The 20,229-nt window shown below is 68.5% G+C and carries 25 protein-coding genes and 1 other RNA gene; 19 read left to right on the top strand and 7 right to left on the bottom strand.

The window, feature by feature from the left end; genetic code table 11:
• Both secD and yajC read right to left on the bottom strand, forming a co-directional pair.
• The gene (secD, locus tag P0084_RS08540; RefSeq protein ID WP_308916409.1) at positions 1-1,665 is read right to left on the bottom strand and encodes a protein translocase subunit SecD; all 1,665 of its coding nucleotides are present in this window, start codon (positions 1,663-1,665) and stop codon (positions 1-3) included.
• Between the two features lie 4 nt (positions 1,666-1,669).
• Entirely contained in the window at positions 1,670-1,990 is a 321-nt protein-coding gene (gene yajC, locus P0084_RS08545; protein WP_308916410.1) for a preprotein translocase subunit YajC, read from the bottom strand.
• A 167-nt stretch (positions 1,991-2,157) separates the two neighbouring features.
• Here yajC and serS point away from each other — a divergent pair, with 167 nt between their 5' ends.
• From serS to ffs, 4 genes are all read left to right on the top strand, one after another.
• Positions 2,158-3,450, top strand: coding sequence for a serine--tRNA ligase (gene serS, locus P0084_RS08550; RefSeq protein ID WP_308916411.1), 1,293 nt, complete (start codon positions 2,158-2,160; stop codon positions 3,448-3,450).
• A 6-nt stretch (positions 3,451-3,456) separates the two neighbouring features.
• Positions 3,457-4,218 (top strand): hypothetical protein, encoded by a 762-nt coding sequence (locus P0084_RS08555; protein WP_308916412.1) that lies wholly within the window; start codon positions 3,457-3,459, stop codon positions 4,216-4,218.
• Entirely contained in the window at positions 4,187-4,405 is a 219-nt protein-coding gene (locus tag P0084_RS08560; RefSeq protein ID WP_308916413.1) for a hypothetical protein, read from the top strand. The genes P0084_RS08555 and P0084_RS08560 overlap by 32 nt, the downstream gene beginning before the upstream one ends.
• A gap of 383 nt (positions 4,406-4,788) precedes the next feature.
• An RNA gene (ffs, locus tag P0084_RS08565) (signal recognition particle sRNA small type) lies at positions 4,789-4,885 on the top strand.
• Positions 4,886-5,056: 171 nt separating this feature from the next.
• Here the strand turns inward: ffs and P0084_RS08570 are convergent.
• Together P0084_RS08570 and P0084_RS08575 are read right to left on the bottom strand one after the other, a co-directional pair.
• Positions 5,057-5,212: a hypothetical protein gene (locus tag P0084_RS08570; protein ID WP_308916414.1), complete on the bottom strand. Its 156-nt coding sequence runs from the start codon at positions 5,210-5,212 to the stop codon at positions 5,057-5,059.
• Positions 5,209-5,931 carry a hypothetical protein gene (locus P0084_RS08575; protein WP_308916415.1) on the bottom strand — a complete coding sequence of 241 codons (723 nt, stop codon included), beginning with the start codon at positions 5,929-5,931 and terminating at the stop codon, positions 5,209-5,211. Before P0084_RS08575 ends, P0084_RS08570 begins: the two co-directional genes overlap by 4 nt.
• Positions 5,932-6,011: 80 nt before the next feature.
• On the opposite strand from P0084_RS08575, the gene P0084_RS08580 reads away from it, so the two are divergent.
• From P0084_RS08580 to P0084_RS08610, 7 genes are all read left to right on the top strand, one after another.
• Positions 6,012-6,713, top strand: a complete 702-nt coding sequence (locus tag P0084_RS08580; protein ID WP_308916416.1) for a hypothetical protein — start codon at positions 6,012-6,014, stop codon at positions 6,711-6,713.
• 10 nt (positions 6,714-6,723) lie between these two features.
• Entirely contained in the window at positions 6,724-7,107 is a 384-nt protein-coding gene (locus tag P0084_RS08585) for a YidH family protein (protein ID WP_308916417.1), read from the top strand.
• Positions 7,108-7,132: 25 nt separating this feature from the next.
• Entirely contained in the window at positions 7,133-8,875 is a 1,743-nt protein-coding gene (locus P0084_RS08590; RefSeq protein ID WP_308916418.1) for a DNA polymerase III subunit gamma/tau, read from the top strand.
• A gap of 117 nt (positions 8,876-8,992) precedes the next feature.
• A complete protein-coding gene (gene dps, locus P0084_RS08595) occupies positions 8,993-9,475 on the top strand; it encodes a DNA starvation/stationary phase protection protein Dps (RefSeq protein WP_308916419.1) in 483 nt (160 codons plus the stop codon).
• Positions 9,476-9,559: 84 nt separating this feature from the next.
• Positions 9,560-9,904: a YbaB/EbfC family nucleoid-associated protein gene (locus P0084_RS08600; protein ID WP_308916420.1), complete on the top strand. Its 345-nt coding sequence runs from the start codon at positions 9,560-9,562 to the stop codon at positions 9,902-9,904.
• A gap of 4 nt (positions 9,905-9,908) precedes the next feature.
• Positions 9,909-10,505, top strand: coding sequence for a recombination mediator RecR (gene recR / locus P0084_RS08605; protein WP_308916421.1), 597 nt, complete (start codon positions 9,909-9,911; stop codon positions 10,503-10,505).
• A 116-nt stretch (positions 10,506-10,621) separates the two neighbouring features.
• On the top strand, positions 10,622-11,800 hold the full coding sequence (locus P0084_RS08610) for a bifunctional diguanylate cyclase/phosphodiesterase (RefSeq protein WP_308916422.1): 1,179 nt from the start codon (positions 10,622-10,624) through the stop codon (positions 11,798-11,800).
• Here P0084_RS08610 and P0084_RS08615 read toward each other — a convergent pair.
• Positions 11,797-12,441 (bottom strand): ribonuclease T2, encoded by a 645-nt coding sequence (locus P0084_RS08615; protein ID WP_308916423.1) that lies wholly within the window; start codon positions 12,439-12,441, stop codon positions 11,797-11,799. The genes P0084_RS08610 and P0084_RS08615 overlap by 4 nt on opposite strands.
• Before the next feature lie 134 nt (positions 12,442-12,575).
• On the opposite strand from P0084_RS08615, the gene P0084_RS08620 reads away from it, so the two are divergent.
• From P0084_RS08620 to P0084_RS08630, 3 genes are all read left to right on the top strand, one after another.
• Positions 12,576-13,334: a DUF1013 domain-containing protein gene (locus tag P0084_RS08620; protein WP_308916424.1), complete on the top strand. Its 759-nt coding sequence runs from the start codon at positions 12,576-12,578 to the stop codon at positions 13,332-13,334.
• 81 nt (positions 13,335-13,415) lie between these two features.
• On the top strand, positions 13,416-13,793 hold the full coding sequence (locus P0084_RS08625; protein WP_308916425.1) for a hypothetical protein: 378 nt from the start codon (positions 13,416-13,418) through the stop codon (positions 13,791-13,793).
• Between the two features lie 22 nt (positions 13,794-13,815).
• A complete protein-coding gene (locus tag P0084_RS08630; protein WP_308916426.1) occupies positions 13,816-14,091 on the top strand; it encodes a hypothetical protein in 276 nt (91 codons plus the stop codon).
• On the opposite strand, the gene P0084_RS08635 is transcribed toward P0084_RS08630, so the two are convergent.
• Complete coding sequence (locus tag P0084_RS08635; protein WP_308916427.1) at positions 14,088-14,897, bottom strand: protein-disulfide reductase DsbD domain-containing protein; 810 nt, start codon at positions 14,895-14,897, stop codon at positions 14,088-14,090. The genes P0084_RS08630 and P0084_RS08635 overlap by 4 nt on opposite strands.
• A 124-nt stretch (positions 14,898-15,021) precedes the next feature.
• On the opposite strand from P0084_RS08635, the gene P0084_RS08640 reads away from it, so the two are divergent.
• On the top strand, positions 15,022-15,591 hold the full coding sequence (locus P0084_RS08640; protein WP_308916428.1) for a YqgE/AlgH family protein: 570 nt from the start codon (positions 15,022-15,024) through the stop codon (positions 15,589-15,591).
• Between the two features lie 33 nt (positions 15,592-15,624).
• Here P0084_RS08640 and P0084_RS08645 read toward each other — a convergent pair whose 3' ends face one another.
• Positions 15,625-16,521 carry an L-threonylcarbamoyladenylate synthase gene (locus P0084_RS08645; protein ID WP_308916429.1) on the bottom strand — a complete coding sequence of 299 codons (897 nt, stop codon included), beginning with the start codon at positions 16,519-16,521 and terminating at the stop codon, positions 15,625-15,627.
• Positions 16,522-16,658: 137 nt separating this feature from the next.
• Between P0084_RS08645 and P0084_RS08650 the strand changes: the two genes are divergently transcribed.
• Genes P0084_RS08650 through P0084_RS08665 form a run of 4 tightly spaced genes read left to right on the top strand, consistent with a single transcriptional unit; the run spans position 16,659 to position 20,222 of the window.
• Positions 16,659-18,332: an acyl-CoA dehydrogenase family protein gene (locus P0084_RS08650; protein ID WP_308916430.1), complete on the top strand. Its 1,674-nt coding sequence runs from the start codon at positions 16,659-16,661 to the stop codon at positions 18,330-18,332.
• A 44-nt stretch (positions 18,333-18,376) separates the two neighbouring features.
• On the top strand, positions 18,377-19,420 hold the full coding sequence (locus P0084_RS08655; protein ID WP_308916527.1) for an MBL fold metallo-hydrolase: 1,044 nt from the start codon (positions 18,377-18,379) through the stop codon (positions 19,418-19,420).
• A gap of 59 nt (positions 19,421-19,479) precedes the next feature.
• Positions 19,480-19,620 (top strand): aa3-type cytochrome c oxidase subunit IV, encoded by a 141-nt coding sequence (locus tag P0084_RS08660; RefSeq protein ID WP_308916431.1) that lies wholly within the window; start codon positions 19,480-19,482, stop codon positions 19,618-19,620.
• A complete protein-coding gene (locus P0084_RS08665; protein ID WP_308916432.1) occupies positions 19,617-20,222 on the top strand; it encodes a hypothetical protein in 606 nt (201 codons plus the stop codon). Before P0084_RS08660 ends, P0084_RS08665 begins: the two co-directional genes overlap by 4 nt.
• Positions 20,223-20,229 lie beyond the last annotated feature (7 nt).

Genomic DNA, 20,229 nt, shown 5'->3' on the forward strand with positions numbered 1-20,229 from the left:
TCAGACCTCGATGGTGCGGGGGCGGCGGCGCTCGAACCACGCCACGATCAGCAGACGGGTGACGAAGATCGCCGTGAACACCGATGTCAGGATCCCGATGCCCAGCGTCACCGCGAAGCCCCGCACGGGGCCGGAGCCCAGGGTGAACAGGATGGCGGCGATGATGAACGTCGTGATGTTCGCGTCGATGATCGCCGACAGCGCCCGCTGATAGCCCAGCTCGATGGCCCGCGCGGGGCCCTTTGCGGTCTTCATCTCCTCGCGGATGCGTTCGAAGACCAGGACGTTGGCGTCCACCGCCATGCCGATGGTCAAGACGATGCCCGCGATGCCGGGCAGGGTCAGCGTGCCGCCGATCAGGCCCAGCACCCCGAAGATCAACGCCACGTTCACGCCCAGCGCCACGGTGGCGAAGGCCCCGAACAGGCCATAGGACAGGACCATGAACACGACGACCGCGGCCATGGCGACCAGCGCCGCGACCTGGCCCGCGTCGATGCTGTCTTGCCCCAGCTCGGGGCCGATGGTGCGTTCCTCCAGGAACGTCATCTCGGCCGGCAACGCACCCGCGCGCAGCAGGATGGCCAGGCGGTTCGCCTCCTCCACGTCGAAGTTGCCGGTGATCTGGCCCGATCCCCCGGTGATCGCCTCGCGGATGGTGGGTGCGGTCACGACCTCCTCGTCCAGCACGATCGCGAAGGGGGCGCCGACGTTCTGGCCGGTGAACTGCCCGAAGGCGCGCGCGCCCGACGGGTTGAACCGGAAGGTCACGGCCGGCAGGCTGTTCTGGTCGAAGCCCGGCTGGCTGTCGGTCAGGTCGTCGCCCGACACCACGGGCGTGCGCTCCAGCACGTAGAAGACGCCAGCCTCGTCCAGCGACGGCAGCAGCAGTTGATCGGCGTCGACGCGGCTCGTCGCGTCCTCCGTCACGCCCGTCACCGCGTGGAAGGTCAGCCGCGCCGTGGTGCCGATCAGGGCCTTCAACTCCTGCGCGGATCCGATGCCGGGCACCTGGATCAGGATACGATCCTGCCCCTGGCGCTGGATCGTGGGCTCGCGCGTCCCCGCCTCGTCCACCCGCCGGCGGATGATCTCCAACGATTGCTGCATCGTGCGCTCGTCGGTGGCGGCGCGCTCGGCCTCCGACAGCGTGACGGTGAGGATGTCACCCTGTCCCTCGACCGCGATGTCGCGCGCGCCCACGCCCGTCAGCGTAGCGATGGGGCGGGCCAGATCCTCGACGGCGGCGATCGCGGCCGGCATCCCCTCGGGGCGGCTGATGCGGACCCGCAGCCGGTCCGGGGGACCGTCCTGGCGGCGGATCGTGCCGATTTCGTCGCGGAGGCCCCGCAGCGCGTCGCGCACCTCCGGCCAATAGCCGTCGATCCGGCTGGCATAGACGTCGGCCAGCTGCACCTCCGCCAACAGGTGCGCGCCCCCGCGCAGGTCCAGCCCCAGGTTCACCAGCCGCGACGGCAGCACCTCCGGCCACAGCGACAGGTCGTCCTCGATCTCGGGCGACGCGATGGCCCCCGCCTGCAATGCGGCGAGGGCGTCGTTGTGGCGCTCGACCCGGTCGTAGAACAGGTTCGGCACCGCCAGGGCGATGCCGATGACGCAGACCGCCGCGATCAGCACGCGCTTCCAGAGCGGGATCTGCAGCATGGGTTCAGGTCGCCGGTTCGGTCTTGGACAGCACCTGGGCGATGGTCGATCGGACCACGGTCACGTTCACGCCCGTCGCGATCTCGACCTCCAGCTCGTTGTCGTCGCGCACCTTGGTCACCTTGCCGATCAGGCCGCCCTGGGTGACGACGCGGTCGCCCCGGCGCAGGGCCTCGACCATGGCGCGATGCTCCTTCACCTTCTTCTGCTGGGGGCGGATCAGGAGGAAGTACATGATCGCGAAGATCAGGATCAGCGGCAGGAAGGAGCCCAGCGCACCGGCGGCGCCGCCGACATCCTGGGCGTAGGCGGGGGTTACGAACATCGTGAAGCGGTCCCTGTCATCGTGGGCGGGGGCGGGCCCCGTCTTTGAGGTCGCGGCACCCTATTTGCGGCAGGCGGGGGGCGCAAGCGGGGGCCGCAAGGCGCGGGCTGGCCCCACCGCCGCACCTGTGGCATTGGCCCGCGCATCCATCCCAGGGGGCCAGACCCATGCACGACATCCGCACCATCCGCGACGATCCGGCCGCCTTCGACGCCGCCCTCGCCCGCCGGGGGCTGTCCGCGATGTCGTCCGACCTGTTGGCGCTGGATGCGGACCGGCGCGCCTGCATCAAGGCCGCCGAGGACGCGCAGGCCGAACGCAACGCGGCCAGCAAGCAGGTGGGTCAGGCCAAGGCGTCGGGCGACGAGGCCACGTTCGCCCGTCTGCGGGACCTGGTCGCCGCGAAGAAGGACGAAGGCGCGCGGCTGGAGGACGAGGCCCGCGAGAAAGATCTTGCGCTGCGCGATGCTCTGCTGGAGATCCCCAATCTGCCGGACGCGGACGTGCCCGACGGCGCGGACGAGGACGACAACGTCGAGATCGCGCGCTGGGGCGAGCTCCGCGCCTTCGACTTCACCCCCGTCGAGCATTTCGACATCGCGGGCGTGAAGCCGGGCATGGACTTCGCCACGGCGGCCAAGCTGTCGGGCAGCCGCTTCGTCGTGCTGCGCGGCGCGGTGGCCCGCCTGCACCGCGCGCTGGCGCAGTGGATGCTTGACGTCCACACGGGCGAGAACGGCCTGACGGAACACGTCACCCCCGTGCTGGTCCGCGACGATGCCATGCTGGGGACCGACAAGCTGCCCAAGTTCGGCGACGACAGCTTCCTGACGCGCGAAGGCTTCTGGCTGATCCCCACGTCGGAGGTGACGCTGACCTATTCGGTGGCGGGCGACGTGCTGGACGAGGGGGACCTGCCCCGCCGCATGACCGCCCACACCCTGTGCTTCCGCTCGGAGGCCGGATCGGCGGGCCGCGACACGGCAGGCATGCTGCGCCAGCACCAGTTCGAGAAGGTGGAGATGGTCAGCGTCACCCATCCGGACCAGAGCCGGGCGGAGCTGGACCGCATGACGGGGCTGGCGCAGGACCTGCTGGAACGGCTGGGCCTACCCTATCGCACGGTCGTCCTGTGCACGGGCGACATGGGCTTCGGCGCGCGCCGCACCCACGACATTGAGGTTTGGCTGCCCGGTCAGAACAAGTACCGGGAGATCAGCTCGTGCTCCACCACCGGCGACTTCCAGGCCCGCCGCATGAACGCCCGGTTCAAGCCCGCGTCGGGGGGCAAGCCCGACTTCGTCCACACGCTGAACGGATCGGGCCTTGCCGTCGGCCGCTGCCTGATCGCCGTGTTGGAGAATGGACAGCAGGCAGATGGGTCCGTCGTGCTGCCCGCGGTCCTACACCCCTATTTGGGCGGCAAGACCCGGATCGGGGCGGATGGGGCCATAGAATAGGCCGCGATGATGATCCGAACTGTCGGGGTCTGTCTCGGCTTTGTCGCCATCGTCCAGCCTGCTGTGGCGATGGATTGCACCGCTTATCGCCACGGCCCGCTGGTGGAGCGCGACCTGCTGGTAAGCCAGTACCGCGCGCGGGGCATCGAAGAGCGGCGTCCCGAGCAGATCCGCTACGACCCTGCCTACGAGGCGCAAGGCGCCGCAGCCTTCGGCGGCACGTCGGCGGGGCCGACGGTGGCGGAGGTGTTCGAGCTGTCACTCGCCACTGGGCTGCCGTTCCGGGGGTCGTCGCTTGATGAGGACGAACTGCGTATCCTCATTGGTGGCGTCGATCTCTTCCCTCTCGCATCGAACCTTCCACACTTAGCCAACAAGCCCTGGAACGAGCGTCTTCTCACTCGGGACGCCCTCAACGTCGAATACTGGGTATGGGAAGACTACGAACTAACAGGGCGCGATCTGCCTGACGGTTTTCTTGGCGTGACCTACCCCGGCGCAGATCGTAGCGCGGACGCGCCGCAGGCATGGGCGCGGTTCGACACAAAAGGCGATGTTACCGAAATTGTGAAATGCGCCACACTTGCGAAGTACCCCAACCCGCAATGTGAACTGCATATTAAAATCGAACCCGTTTTTGCGGAAACTGATTTCGACCGCGACGTTCTCGACCAGCTTCCAGCCATTGTCACGCGGACACGGAATTTTACAGCATGTCTATTAGAGGAACAATTTGATGGCGCAGCTGCTGAACGCGACGGACGTTGAAGCCCTGCGGGGGTTCCAGGCCCGAGGTCAGGACGGCCTGAACGAATATTATGAATACCTTGCGGATCGCGGCTACGAATATGGCAATCTGGCGTTGGGCGTGGCCGAGCAGAACACTATGGCCAACGCCTCTCGTAGTGGTCAGCATACTAAAGGCAAATCTACGCGCATCGTATGGCGCACTTAGTGTATGTTAGAACTTTGATGGACTACAATGAGGTGATGGTATGAGGGGGCGTCTTGTCGTTACGCTATTTATAACTCTCTTCTGGTTATTCGGAGTGATCATAATCCTTGGGGCGAATGACGGAGACTTACAAAATCTCCTGCGAGCATACGTTGGACTGATTGTCGGATTAATACTTGTTCCATATCTCTGGTATTGGACATTTAGGTGAGAATAGATTTTTTGGCCACTGCAACATTAAGAATTAGTGATTCTCCTGTCTCGCTTGGTCTTGATGTATCCTCGGGATATATTGTCGATCAGACTATCGACCTGACCAGCAAGGGTAGGCGAGCTTCCGGTGGTACTTGCAATCAAGGGCCTGCGCTTGTACCTGAACCAACGAGGGGTTGGCACGGGCGAACGCTCCGCCAACCTGGTCAGGGCCGAAAGGCAGCAGCCACAACGGATCCCGTTCGGGTCGTCGTCCAGCCCCTCACCCCAGCGTGCCACCACAGGCGGCGCGCGCCGCCCCGGCAGCGTATCCCGCAGGAATGCGTGGAGGGGGGCCAGCAGACGCACATCTCGACCGAAAGCGACGCACGCCGTTCATCGCGTCCGCCACGCTCCATCCGTTCGGCAGCACCGCCCCGCCCGCCCTTCACCGCCACATCAGGGCAGGCAGGTCACGCCTTCCACGCAGGTCGCATCGTCACGCGCCCCGGTCCCGCCGATGCCGCCATCGGGTTCGACCGCGCGGGTCGATCCGCCCTGACACGCCGCGAGCGTCAGCATCAGGGCCACGAGCGTCAGGTAACGTCGCATCATCGTTCCTCCCCTTCCGTCCAGTATCCGTAACCGCCGAACCGCACGCGCACCGCGCCGTCGCCGGACGCGTCCTGCAACCCCCGGGCCGCCTCGGCCACGTCCCGCAGGACCGCCATCTGCCCTGCCGCGAACCGGGCCGCCAGCGCGGAGGCCGCCGCCTCGTCGAGGCCGTCGAAATGCGCCGCCCGGTCGAAGAAGCCCGCATCCGCGAGCACGTTCGATACGGCCGCCGCCCCATGGTCGTGCAGGTTGTCCGCCAGATAGAGAAGTTGCTCGGGCGATCCGCCACCGGGCGCATAGGCGCGGCGGACCAAGCGCACGGTGTCGCCTTCCTCCGTCACGGACCCCGCGGCGACCAATGCGTCCAGCAGGGTTCGGGGATGGACGTCGCGGCGCACGGACCGGGCCAGGGCGTCGAAACTGTCGTCCCCGCCGCGCAGGGGCAGGACGGCCGCGTCCGGCCATCGCGCGATCAGGCGGGCGGGGGCGGACGGGATCCGGGGGGCGACCGCCATGTCCCGCAGGCGCACGACGTCGCGGCGTTGCAGCCCGGTCGCGAGCGCCAGGGCCGAGTCCGTCTGCCGCACGCCCTGCGTTTCGGCCGCGACGAGGAAGGCCCGCTTCAAGGGATCCAGAAGGTCACGGACGCCCAGACCACGACCGATGGCCAAGCGAGCCAGGGGCACGAGGGCACGGGTCAGGACATCGGCGATCTGCATGGATGTGCAATAAGCACATTCCACCTTGACCGTCGAGCGGTATCATGAGATGTGCTTTTTACACATCTTAGAGGCCCATAATGATCCGCTCCCTCGCCCTCCTCGCCATCTTGGTATCGGCTGCATGTCAGCCGACGATCCAAACCACTTCCGGTGCAGACTACCTGTCGCGCGGTCCGATCGCCGATCCGGCCATCCGAGCCGCCGCGGCGGTCGAGCCGGACCTCCGCTTCCCCGCCCGAATCGGGATCGCCCGGATCGTCAACGGCGCGCTCACCCAGGCCCCGCCGCGGGAGGCCTGCGCTTCGCCGACTTCGCCGCGCCATGCGGGGATGGGCGAATGGGTCCCGCTGTCGCCCTTGGTGGCGGGCATGGTAGAGACGCGGCGGGATTCTTCCCTGATCCAAACGATGCGCACCGCCGCCGCCCGGCAGCACCTAGATTATCTGCTCGTCTACGAGCTGGGCGCACGCAGCGGTCCGACCGGGGACACCCCCTTCGCCCTGGCGGACGTGACGATCGTCGGCGGCCTCCTGCTGCCCACGCGCACGACCCAGGCGACCGGCATCGGCGCGGCGGCCTTCGTGGACGTGCGCAACGGATACCCCTACGGCACGGTGGGCGCGACGTCCGATCTGTCGGGCCTGGCCCGTACCTGGGGTTCGGACGCGGCCAACGCCCGCCTGCGCGCGCGGGCGGCGGATGCCGTCGCGAACGATCTGCTGCCCCAAGTGGACGACATGCTGCGCGCGCTGCATGGCCGGGCCGGTCGGTCGGGCTAGCTGATCCGCCATGGACCGCCACAGCGACGACCAGGACAAGAAGACCGATTGGGCCGAATGGCGCACCGACTGGGCGGAGGACCGGACGGTCCTGGCCAACGAGCGCACCTTCGCCGGCTGGATGCGTACCGGCATGGCGTCGGTCGCGCTGGCCCTGGGCCTGAAGGCCGTCTTCCGGGAGGCCGACCCGGATTGGTTGCCGCGCGTGGTGTCGCTGGTGTTCATCGCCATCGCGGTCGGCATCTTCTGGGCCGCCCGCAACCAAGCGGCCAAGGCACAGGTCCGACTCAGCACCCACGACGCGGAAGCGCAGTCGTCGCGCCTGTTCACCGTGGCCGCGGTCGTCCTGACGATCGCGTGCGTCGCGGTCGGCTACGTCCTCTGGACCCTGTGAGGGGGCTTCCCGTATCACCTCGTCCATGAGCGAACGCGAATCCGAATACCAGGTCCTGGCCCGCAAGTACCGCCCCGCCACCTTCGCCGACCTGGTGGGGCAGGACGCGATGGTCCGCACGCTGCGCAACGCCTTCGAATCGGGGCGCATCGCGCAGGCCTTCATCCTTACGGGCATCCGCGGGACCGGTAAGACGACCACCGCGCGCATCGTGGCCAAGGGCCTGAACTGCGTCGGCCCCGACGGCACGGGCGGCCCGACGACCGATCCCTGCGGCATCTGCGAACCTTGCATCGCCATCGCCGAAGGGCGCCATGTCGACGTGCTGGAGATGGACGCCGCGTCGAACACATCCGTCAACGACGTGCGGGAGATCATCGACTCCGTCCGCTATCGGGCAGCGTCGGCGCGGTTCAAGGTCTACATCGTCGACGAGGTCCACATGCTGTCGACCAGCGCGTTCAACGCGCTGCTCAAGACGCTGGAGGAACCGCCCGCCCACGTGAAGTTCATCTTCGCCACGACCGAGATCCGGAAGGTCCCGGTCACGGTCCTGTCGCGGTGCCAACGGTTCGACCTGCGGCGGTTCACCCCCGAAACGATGATCGAGTACCTCGGCACCATCTGCGACCGCGAGGGCACGGCCGCGGATCCGGATGCCCTAGCCCTGATCACGCGCGCCGCCGAAGGATCGGCCCGCGACGCCCTATCCCTGCTGGATCAGGCCATCGGCATGGCGGCGGGCGGCACCATCGAAGCGGGGCAGGTCCGCGCGATGCTGGGCCTCGCCGATCGGGGGCGGGTCCTCGACCTGTTCGAGACCGTTATGCGCGGCGACGCGGCCGGCGCCCTGCGCGAGTTGCGGGCCCAGTACGACGACGGGGCGGACCCCCTGGCCGTGCTGCGCGACCTGGCGGAGGTGACCCATTGGGTCAGCGTCGTTCAGATCGCCCCCGACGCCGCGGACGATCCGACCGTCACGCCCGACGAACGCGCCCGGGGACAGGAGATGGCCGCCACCCTTTCCGTCCGCACCCTGTCTCGGGCCTGGCAGATGCTTCTGAAGGCCTTGGAGGACGTCGCGACGGCCCCGGGCGCGATGATGGCCGCCGAGATGGCGATCATCCGTCTGACCCACGTCGCTGACTTGCCCTCCCCCGACGAGCTGATCCGCAAGCTGCGCGATGCGCCGGCCCTGCCGGACGCCGGCGGCGGCAGTCTGGCCGCGCCGCGCATGCCCGCGCCCCAGGCCAGGGCCTCGCGTCCGCCCATCCCCATCGCGGCGGGCCGGCGGGCGGTGGCCGCGGTGGCGCAGCCGACGGGGAACCCCGTGCTCGACCGCTTCGCCTCGTTCGAGCAGGTGGTGGCGCTTATACGCGACAACCGCGACATGAAGCTGTTGGTGGACGTCGAGAACGGCGTCAGGCTGGTCTCCTACGCGCCCGGCCGGATCGAGTTCGAGCCGGCCCCCGACGCGGCCCCCGACCTCGCGCAGCGCATCTCGGGCCGCCTGCAGGGCTGGACCGGCGTGCGGTGGGGCGTCGCCATCGGCAAGGGTGGCGCCCCCACCATCGCGGAGGTCCGCGCCGCGGAGAAGGCGGACACGGAAGCGCAGGCCTTGGCCCACCCGCTCACGCAGGCCGTCCTGCAGACCTTTCCCGGCGCCACCTTGCTGGAGGTCCGCGGGCCGGTGGACGCGACCCAGGACGCTGCCGATGCGGCGTTGGAGGAAGCGCCCGACGATTGGGATCCCTTCGCGGAGGAATGAGGGTCGGCGGCATGCGCGATGCCCCCGGGGCGCGGACGATCGACCGAAGCCATCCGACGCACGCAACCGAATCGGTCCCTTCCTAGTTTCGCACGGGCACAAGCGAAGGATACCGCCATGCCCGAGAGTTTCGTCAGCGGCCTGGACAACCAGACCCAATCCCAGATGATCGACCTGCTGAACGCCCGGCTGGCCGACAGCACCGATCTGACCCTTGCCGTCAAGCAGGCGCACTGGAACATCCGGGGTCGCGGCTATATCGGCGTCCACGAGCTTCTGGACGAGGTGGCCGATCGGCTGCGGGAGCAGTCCGACCTCATGGCGGAGCGTACCGCGATCATGGGCGGTCACGCCCGCGGCACCTTGCAAGCCGCGCACGGCAACACGACGCTGTCCCCCTATCCCGTCGAGCTGACCGACATCCAGGCGCACATCGCGGAACTGGTGTCGCGCTTCAAGGATCATGGCGCGAAGCTGCGCCAAGCCATCGAGCAAGCGTCGGAGGCGGGCGACGCCGACACGGAGGATCTGTTCACCGAAGTGTCGCGCGAGGTGGACAAGGACGCCTGGTTCATCGGCGCGAACGCCCCGAACGACTGACGGGCCCGGTCCGTCCGGTCCGGTTGCCCCAAGGCCCCCGGACCACTACCTGCCTGGGTAGGATCCAACGGAGAGGACGGCGTCATGCTGAAGGGATTGGGCGGGCTCGGCGACATGGCCGGGATGATGAAGAAGGCCCAGGAGATGCAGGCCAAGATGGCCGAGATGCAGGAGACGCTGGGCACCATCACCGTGGAGGGGGAATCCGGTGCCGGTCTGGTTCGGGCCACCGCCACCGCGAAGGGTGAGCTGACCGCGCTCGACATCGACCCGTCGATCTTCCAGCCCGACGAGAAGGAGATGGTCGAGGATCTGATCCTGGCCGCCGTGAAGGACGCGCAGGCCAAGGCGCAGGACCGGTCCCAATCCGAGATGCAGCGCATGGCGGAGGGCATGGGCCTGCCGCCCGGAATGAAGCTGCCGTTCTGATCCGATGTCCGCCCGCGGCGACATCGAGCGCCTGGTGGAGGCCATGGCCCGCCTGCCCGGCCTGGGACCGCGGTCGGCGCGCCGCGCGGTCCTGCACCTCGTCAAGAAGCGCGACACCGCCCTGCGTCCCCTGGCCGCCCTGATGGACGAAGTCGGGCGCAGCGTGCGCGAATGCTTGAACTGCGGCAACATCGCATCCGAAGACATCTGCGAGATCTGTGCGTCGGACAAGCGAGCGAACGGACAGGTCTGCGTGGTCGAGGACGTGGCCGACCTGTGGGCGATGGAACGCGCAAACGTGTTCGGGGGTCGGTATCACGTGCTGGGCGGCACGTTGTCCCCCCTGGACGACGTCGGCCCCGACGACCTGCGCATCCCGCGACTGCGCGATCGCGTCGCAGCCGAAGGCGTGGAGGAGGTGATCTTGGCGCTCAACGCCACGGTCGATGGACAGACCACCGCCCATTACGTCGCGCGCGAGCTGGACCGCGCGGGCGTGCGCGTCACCGGCTTGGCCCAGGGCGTGCCCGTAGGCGGCGAACTGGATTATCTCGACGACGGAACGCTGCGTGCGGCCCTCGCATCACGCCACAGCTATTGAACCCCCGTTAGGTCCTTTCCATTCGACAGACACTTGCCCATGGTCGGTGGCATGACGCTCGCGATCCGAGTCCTTCCCATGCCCCCTCCGATCGGCCGGCGGATGTCGGACAGGCGATGACGGCGATCGGCGCCGAGGCAGGCTTCCTGGCCCTGCTGGACGTCGATGGGCTGCGGCGCCTCAACGAACGGTACGGATTGGATGCGGGCGACCGGCTGCTGGACAGCATCGAGTCGTCTATCACGGGCGCGGTACCGGACGGCGTGGTCCACGAATCCCTGCCGGGCGGGCGGTACCTGCTGCGCTTCGAGCGGGGGACGCTCGACGCGGTCTTGGATCAGGTCGAGGGCCTCCGCATCGCCGCCATCCGATCGAACGTCGAGATCGACGGCGAGCGTCTGGGCAGGCCCCTTTCCGCCGCCCTGATACCCCTGCACCGTCACGAGAGCAGGTCGCGCGCGATCCTGCGGGCGGAGGAGGCGCTTCGCCGTTGCAAGGCGATGGGCGGGGACCGCGTGGTCGTGGCCGATCTGCAGGATCCCGACGCGATGGGGATCGACGCGTTGCAGACCGCGACGCGGGCCGGCGAACTGGGATATCACGTCCAACCGGTCTTCGATCTGCGCACGGGCGACGCCGTGGGCGTGGAAGCGCTGCTGAGATGGCAGATGCCGGACGGCACCCAGGTCCGCCCCGGACAGTTCATGCACTGGCTCGACCGCCTGCCGGACGACGTGACCGAGTTGTTCCTGGATCTGGCGGTCGAGGCTGCTGGCCCCTTCGTGCATGCGTCCCGACCGCTCCACGTCGCGTTCAACATCACCGCCTCCGCGCTGGAGCGGACCGAGAGCCAAGCCTATGCTTGGCTGAACGTACTGTTGCACGACCGCCTGCCCCCCGACCGCATTACTCTGGAACTGCTGGAAAGCGCGGTCCTCGTCGAATCGGACGTCCGCATCGGCCAACTCGACCGCCTGCGCGCGTTGGGCACCTGGGTGGCCCTGGACGATTTCGGGACAGGCCTGTCGAACCTCGATCGCATCCTGACGTTCGCCCCCGACCTGGTGAAGCTGGATCGCGCCTTCCTGGCTCGCGGGGACCGGGTCACCGTCCGGGACGCCATGCTTCGCGCGATGGTCGATCTGTCGCGCGATGCCGGCTTCGTCCTGGTCGCCGAGGGGGTGGAGGATGCCGCCACCCGCGATCGAATCGCGGCGATGGGCGTGGCGCGGGGACAGGGGTACTTCCTGGGGCGGCCCGGGCCGGCGGCGTACTGGGCCGGAAGGCTCCTCTAGCGGGCGATGGGTGGGAAGGCCGCGTCCCGCAATGTGCAGTCGCGGATCACGTCGGCGCCGCAGCGACGGGGGGACAACATGCGATCCAAGCAGATGCGCACCTCGCGGATGCGACCCTCGCGACAGGTCACGGTCAGCCCGTCGGCGGACAGATCGGGGTTCACCTCCAGGAAGGCATCCTCGACCACCGCGGCGGGAAGGGTCACGGCCCTATCCAGCTCGCGCAGCAGTGGCGGGCGGGTCACCGTGTCGTAGGCCCGTCGCGACAGCGCATAGTAGTCGGACGCCGCCAGCCCCGAACAGGTTCCGTGCTTGTTCCATTGGTGCCACGCCGATCCAGAGGTCCCGTACAGATCCGCCAGTGCCGCGGTGTCGGACCCTGACGGTGCGCGTTCCACGGTCGGGCAATGGGCGGGCCACCCCCGCTCGTATTGCGGCCACAGGCCGTGCAGCACCCAACCATGGCCGCGACCCGATTCGCATTGCGGCGACCCCCGTGCCGATCCCTCCGCCGCGCACCAGGACGGAGACCAGGACAGCGCCAGGACCCAATAGTCGAAGACGCCCGCACGCTCCCCCTCCGCACGGGCTGTGGCAGCCGCCGCCATCGTCATCGCCAAGACCAAGACCGCTCCGCGCATCCGCACTTCCCCCCACCGGTTCGTTTCCCTATATGGCACGCCAAGTTTCCCGAACGCGAGAACCCGCAGGCTGCGCCTGCCGCCGGGGACGGCGATCGGGGAAGGCATGCCAATCGCCCGCAGGAGGCCCCGAGATGAACAAGCCGCTCCACGCCAAGGCCACCGCCGTCTGGCTGGTCGACAACACGACCCTGACGTTCAAACAGGTCGGCGAATTTTGCGACCTGCACGAATTGGAGGTCCAGGGCATCGCGGACGGCGACGTGGCCGTGGGCGTGAAGGGCTTCGACCCGATCGCGAACAATCAACTCACGCGTGAGGAGATCGAGAAGGCCGAGAAGGACCCCTTGCGCAGGCTGACGCTGAAGCACAATCCGGCCGCCGAAGGCGAGCAGAAGCGCCGCGGACCCCGTTATACGCCGTTGTCGAAGCGCCAGGACAGGCCCGCATCGATCCTGTGGCTGGTCAAGTTCCATCCGGAACTGGCGGACAGCCAGATCTCGAAGCTGATCGGCACGACGAAGCCCACGATCCAGTCGATCCGAGAGCGCACGCATTGGAACATGCAGAACCTCCAGCCGGTCGATCCGGTTGCGCTGGGCCTGTGCAAGCAGACCGAACTGGATGCCGCTGTCCAGAAGGCGGCGCAGCAGAAGGCCAAGGAGGGCGCGGTCATGTCCGACGACGAACGGCGCAAGCTGGTGTCGACGGAGCAGTCGCTAGGGATGGACGACAGCGAACCGCGGATGCCGTCCTCGATGTCGGGGTTGGAAACGTTTACGCTGTCGGACGGGCCCGACAAGTCGGACGATGGCCGCACGCCGGATGCGGACAGCTTCTTCAACCTGCCCGACGACGGCGAGGACGAGGACGAAGCATCCGAGAACCGATAGGCGCAAGTCGCGCGATGCGCCACCGCCCTGCCGGAATTCCGCTATGGTCCGGACACGGGCCCGGGCGATACGGGTCGGGTCATGCATCTCGCCCCGATCATCGACCGCTATCTGCGGGAGCAATCAGGAACGGTCCAGGTCGACTGGACCGTCTTGACGTTCGGCGCGACGGTCACGGCCCTGGCCACGGCCGCGGTGCTGGTGAACGCGACCGGTTCCATCAGCGACGTGATGCGCGCCGAGATCACGGGTGAGCGGACCGTCGTGGACGACACTCAGACGACGGCGGACGGCGATCCGATCGCGGACGCCGACCCGATTGACGATGACGACGATCATACGTGCGGTGGCAGGAAGATCAGCGCGGTCGTGATCGCCACGGGCAAGCGGGTCTGCGTCGGCGTCGGCGTCAAGAACAACCGCGGCAACGGCCGCGACATTGGCCTTCCGATCGATTGACGGTGCGGGGATCGGACCGACCGTGCGTGCCCTCCTGACGTTCACCACCCTGATGGCATGCACAGCCGTGGTGATGTCGGCGAATGCCGGGCCGGCCGCGATCACGGTTCTGTTCGGAATGGGCTTCATGGCCATGATGACGTCGATCGGCTCCGCCAGCGTTCGGGACGCCGCCGCGCGCACCGCCCGTCGGCTGCGTCCCAAGGTCACGAGGCGCGCGGCACGCGTGACCTCGCGCTTGGCGGGCTGCCCAGTGAAGCCGGTCGTTCCCCGTCGCCCTTCCCAGAACCGCCGCTAGCCGCCCACGCACCCTGCCAACTCTATGGCGCCATCCGTGCCGATCGCGGTGATTCGCAGATCGCCCCGCGCGATGGCCACGGGGCCCCGCCGCGCCATCGCGTCCGCCCGCGCGACGATGCGCCCCGCATCGCGGGTGAGGGTCGCGTCCTCGATCCACAGGGACGGGTCGCCCGCCTCGATCGCCACGGCCCGAATGTCGGACAGGGGCAGTGCCGGCAATTGGACGGTGACCGACATCGCCTTGCCATCAGGCCTCAGGACGCAGGTCGCCGTCCGGTCGCTGACCGGGGTCCTCCGTGCCAAGGCCTGACGCACTGGCCCGGGGATGCCGGATCGGACGGGCAGATCGGCGCGGACGCGGAAGCGCACCGGGACGCAGATCTCGGCGCAGACGCCGATGTCGATCGAGCCGTCCAACCGAACGGGGCGGGCCGGATCGCGTACCGCGATGGCCAACGGCAGGACAAAGTCGCGGTCGTAGCCGATGGACTGCCCTGCGCCCTGTGCGAACACGCGGGGGGCGGGCCATACGGGATCGACCCGCGACAGATTCTCGGATCCCCGCCAGTCCAGCCGGGGCGAGATCCCCAGGCTGCCCGCGCTGCGCCAGTACGTCTTCCAGCCCGCCGCGAGCTGAAAGGACAGGCCCGCGTAATGACGTCCGTCCGAACCACGCCCACCCGCGATCACCCCCACTTGGACGAGGGTGCCCAGGGCCTTGTCCGATTGCGCGACGCCGGGTCCGCCCGACGACAGGGCAACGATCAGCGCGATGACGACGGCGAGGAAGGGGGTCGAATGCATGCGACCGCATCTAGCCGTATGGTGCACGGATGGAAAATCACGAGGTCGTCGTCACCCCGTCGGTCCGCGCCCTGCGACGCGGTGACCGATTGAGTGTCAGACGCGGCTGACATAGGACCTGACCATGTCCTCTGACTACGAGACGCCCAGCCTCACGGGCAAGTTGCTGATCGCGATGCCGGCCATCGCCGATACGCAGTTCCGAGGCGCGGTCGTCCTGCTCTGCGCCCACTCGGCGGAGGGTGCGATGGGACTGGTCATCAACCGTCCGGCCGCCGATAGGGCGATTACGCGCTTGCGGATGAAGGCCGGGGCGTCGGTGATCGAGGCTTGGCAGCCGCTGCATTTCGGCGGCCCGGCAGAGGTGGACCGCCCCTTCGTGCTGCATCCCCCGTCCTACGATCTGGGCGACACCACTCTCCGCGTGGATGGCGGCCACAGCCTGACCGCGACGTCCCAGGCTATGGAGGACGTGGCGCGTGGCCAAGTTCCGAAGCGCCGGATCGTCGCACTCGGCTATGCTGGGTGGGGCCCCGGTCAACTGGAACGCGAGATGCTGGCCAACGTCTGGTTGACCACCCCGGCGGATCCGACGATCACGTTCGACCTGCCAAACGATCGCAAGTGGCACGCAGCCGCGGGTGCCCTGGGGGTCGAGGCGCATGCGCTTTCGGGGGCGGCAGGGCACGCTTGAGATCTCGGCAGGGGTGGACGGGCTAGGATAGCCTCACGCCCGCGGGGCCGCCGCCCGTCGCAACCGATCATTGATCGCGCGTCCCAGGCCGTCCTCCGGAACCGGGGCCACATCGATGCGGGTCCGACCCAGACGTGCGGCCAGCGCATCGGCGTCGTGGAGGACCGCGAAGACGGACGCGGCCGCCTCCGCCGGATCGCCGGTCACGGACAGCGTCAATTCTCCCTCTACGTCACCGAAGCCGATCAGGATCGCATCATCCGTTCGCATCCGCACGTCCAGGCGGACCGGACGGACCGGGGCGTAGTGGGAGGCCGACTGCCCCGGCGCCTGCAACGCGGCGGGGGCGGTGTCGGCCATCGGGGCGGTGCCTGAAGCCAGGGCCAATGCCTCCCGCGGGATGCCGCCATCGCGAAGCACGCGCAGGGGGTCAGTCGCGACGATGGTCGATTCCACGCCCACCGGACAGGGTCCGCCGTCGACGATCGCATCGACCGTCTCGCCCAGGCCTGCCGCGACGTGATCCGCTCGCGTGGGCGAGATCCGACCCGACCGGTTGGCCGACGGTGCGGCCACGGGCACCCCCGCCGCCAGCAGCACCCGCCGTGCCAGCGGCGACGCGGGGACCCGGACGGCCACGGTGGACAGCCCCGCCGTCACCGCGGAGGCCAAGCCGTGTCCGTCCCGCAGGGGCAGCACGAGCGTCAGGGGGCCGGGCCAGAACACTGCGGCCAGAAGGCGAGCGGTCGCGTCGAACACGGCCAAGCGTTCCGCGGCCATCTGGTCCACGACGTGCACGATCAGGGGGTTGTTCGACGGACGCCCCTTCGCAGCATAGATCCGCGCCACCGCCGCCGGGTCGGTCGCGTCCGCCCCGAGGCCATAGACCGTTTCGGTCGGGAAGGCGACGAGGCCGCCCCGGGCGATCAAGGCGCCCCCCGCCTCGGCGGTAAAGCCCGTCCCGTGACGTCGTGTTCCAGTTGATGCCATGCGCCTCTGCACCCTAGGTTCCGCCAAACCGACCCCGCCATAGCGTCGCCGGGTCGCCAGCACCACAGGAGCCTGCCATGTCCTATCGCGCCCCGCTGAACGACATCCGCTTCGTGTTGGACCATGTCGTGGGCTTCGACCGAGTCGCCGCGACCGACCGCTTCGCCGAAGCCACGCCCGACACTGTGGACGCCATCCTGACGGAGGCCGCCAGGCTGTCTGAGGACGTGCTGGCCCCCCTGAACCGCCCCGGCGACACGCAGCCCGCGACGTTGGAGAACGGTGTGGTCCGGACCGCGCCCGGCTTCGCGGAAGGGTTCCGCGCCATCGCCGACGGCGGGTGGATCGGCATCAACGCCGACCCGGAACACGGCGGCATGGGCCTGCCCTTCACCCTGACGGCGGCGGTGAACGAAATGATGGGTTCGGCCTGCCTGGCGCTGCAGTTGAACCCCCTGTTGACCCAAGGCCAGATCGAAGCGCTCGAGGCGCATGCCTCCGACGACCTCAAGGCGCTGTACTTGCCTAAGCTGATTTCCGGCGAATGGACCGGCACCATGAACCTGACCGAGCCGCAGGCCGGATCCGATGTGGGCGCCTTGCGCGCCAAGGCCGAACCCAACGGCGACGGGACCTATGCGGTGTCCGGGCAGAAGATCTACATTTCCTGGGGGGATGCGGACTTCATCGACAACGTCTGCCACCTCGTCCTGGCGCGCCTGCCGGACGGGGCCGAAGGGACGAAGGGGATCAGCCTGTTCATGGTGCCCAAGCGTCTGCCCCGGGACGACGGCAGCGCAGGAGATCCCAATGCCCTTCGCGTCGTGTCGCTGGAGCACAAGCTCGGCCTGCACGGCAGCCCGACGGCCGTGATGGAGTACGACCGCGCGACCGGCTGGCTGGTGGGCGAGCCGCACAAGGGCATGGCCGCGATGTTCACCATGATGAACAACGCCCGCGTCGGCGTCGGCGTGCAGGGGCTGTCCATCGCGGAGGCCGCGATGCAGCACGCTCTGCGCTACGCGCTGGATCGCAAGCAGGGCAAGTCCCACGTCCCCGATGGCTCCATCCTCGAACATGCCGACGTGCGGCGGACGATCCTGTCCATGAAGGCCCGTACCTTCGCCGTCCGTGCGATGTGCCTGGACTGCGCGGTGTCGCTGGACCTGGGGCGGGCGGAAGGTGACGCTGCGATGAGGGCGCGTGGCGCGTTCCTGACGCCCATCGCCAAGGCCTATGGCACCGATACGGGGATCGGGGTCGCGGGCGACGGCATCCAGATCCACGGCGGCATGGGCTTCGTGGAGGAGACGGGCGCGGCCCAGTTCCTGCGGGACGTGCGCGTTACCGCCATCTACGAGGGGACGAACGGGATCCAGGCTATGGATCTTGTGGGACGGAAGTTGGCCGACGGCGGCGATGCGGCCTTCGCCCTGTTGGACGAGGTGGAACAGACCGATCACGACGGCCTGCGCGCAGCCGCGATCGAGCTACGCACCCTGACCCAGTGGATGCTGGACCAACCGATGCAGGACCGCCTCGCGGGCTCCGTCGCCTATCTGGCGGCCTTCGCGCGGGTGCTGGCCGTCCACTATCACCTGCGGGCGGCGGCGGCGGACGCGGACCGTTCGCGTCTGGCCCGCTTCGCCGCCACCTGCCTGCTGCCGGAAGCCCTGGCCGAGATGGCGAAGGCCCGCGCGGGGGCGGAAGAACTGTACGCCCTGACCACGGACGAACTGGCTGCCGCGTGACCACGCCTGCCGACGACGGGGGCGCCGCGTTCGAAGGCGACCCCATTCCGGATGGCAATGCCGGACTGCGCTTCCCCTGGGACGCGCCCCCGCCGGAAGGCGAGGTCACACCCATCGCGGACGGAGTCCTCTGGGCCCGCCTTCCGCTGCCGATGGCGCTGGACCACGTCAACGTCTACTTCCTGCGCGAACGGGACGGCTGGACGATGGTGGACACCGGTTTCGCCTGCCGCCGGACGCGGGCGATCCTGGATCGCCTGCGTGCGGGGCCACTGCGTGGGGATCCCATCGTCCGCGTCCTGGTGACGCATCACCATCCGGACCATGTCGGCTTGGCCGGAGACTTGGTGCGGGGCGGGGCCGAGTTGCTGATGACGCGCACCGCGTGGTTGCTGGCTCGCATGCTGATCCTGGACGTGCAGGACCGGCCGACGTCCGAAACGGTCGCCTTCTGCCGCGCCTACGGGATGGACGGCGGGGTCCTGGACCGACGCAAGGGGGAGCGTCCCTTCAATTTCGCCGATTGCTGCGCTCCCCTGCCCGTGGGCTATACCCGCATCCGGAAGGGCGATCGGATCGAACTAGGCGGTCGGACCTGGGACGTCCATCAGGGCGACGGCCACGCACCCGAGCATGCCGTCCTGTTCGAGGTGGGGGGCGACGATCTCGTCCTGGGGGGCGACCAACTGCTGCCGGGCATCTCGCCCAACCTGGGCCTCTATCCGACGGAACCCACAGGCGATCCGGTGGGGGACTGGCTGGCGGCCTGCGATCGCCTGGCCCCGTCGGCCTGCGACGACCAATTGGTTCTGCCGGGACACAAGCGACCCTTCCGGGGCCTGCCCGCACGGGTGGCCTCGTTGCGCTCGAACCACGTGCATGCGCTGGACCGCCTGCAAGACCATCTGGCGACCCCGCGCACGGGCGGCGAGTGCTTCACGCCTCTGTTCAAGCGCCCGATCGACGATGCGATCTATGGCCTGGCCTTCTTCGAGACGGCGGCCCATCTGAACCATCTCTGGCTGACGGGCCGCGCCACGCGCACGGATCGGGGCGACGGCGTTTGGCTCTGGCGTCAGGCCACGTGACACCCCCCGCGGGCCACGCTATGGACCCCGCGACCCGAACGTCCGCAGGAGGATCCCCCATGGCCGAGCCCGAGCACGAACACGGCAAGATGGACACCACCGAGCAGGAGAAGACCTTCGCGGGCTTCGTCACGTTCACGAAGTGGGCCGTGATCGTGATAATCGCGATCCTGGTCTTCCTGGCGCTCTTCCGCACATGATCCGCCTGGGGCTGGCGCTGGCCGCACTGCTGGCCCTGGGCGCCTGCACCGCCGAGCATCGCTACGACCCGCTGACGGACGTCGCGGCGCGCGCCTATGCGCATCCCGGACCCGCCACGCTGACCCTGGTCACGGCGATCAACAACCGCTCCGGCGAGGGGGGGCATTCGGCTTTGCTGGTCAACGGAAGCCAACGGGTGATGTTCGACCCCGCGGGCACCTGGCGCCATCCCACGGTGCCGGAACGTGGCGACGTCCTGTTCGGCATGACGCCCCTGATGTACGAGTACTACAAGGATTATCACGCGCGTCCGACCTATCACGTCGTCATGCAGGAGGTGACGGTCCCCCCGGCCACCGCCGAACGGGCATTGCAACTGGTGCAGGCGCATGGGTCCGCATCGAAGGCGACCTGTGGGCAATCGGTGTCGGGCATCCTGCGTGAGTTGGGCTTCACCCAAGTCGAGCGATCTTGGTTCCCGGCGCGCATCATGAACGACTTCCAGGACGTGCCGCGCGTCCGCCGGACGGAACTGTTCGACGACACCGAGGATGCCTATTCCCCGGAGCGTCGGACACCCATCCCGGCCCTCGAAGGCTGATCCGGGC

Origin of the sequence: Jannaschia maritima (assembly GCF_030973515.1) — a bacterium.
Lineage (GTDB): Bacteria > Pseudomonadota > Alphaproteobacteria > Rhodobacterales > Rhodobacteraceae > Jannaschia > Jannaschia maritima.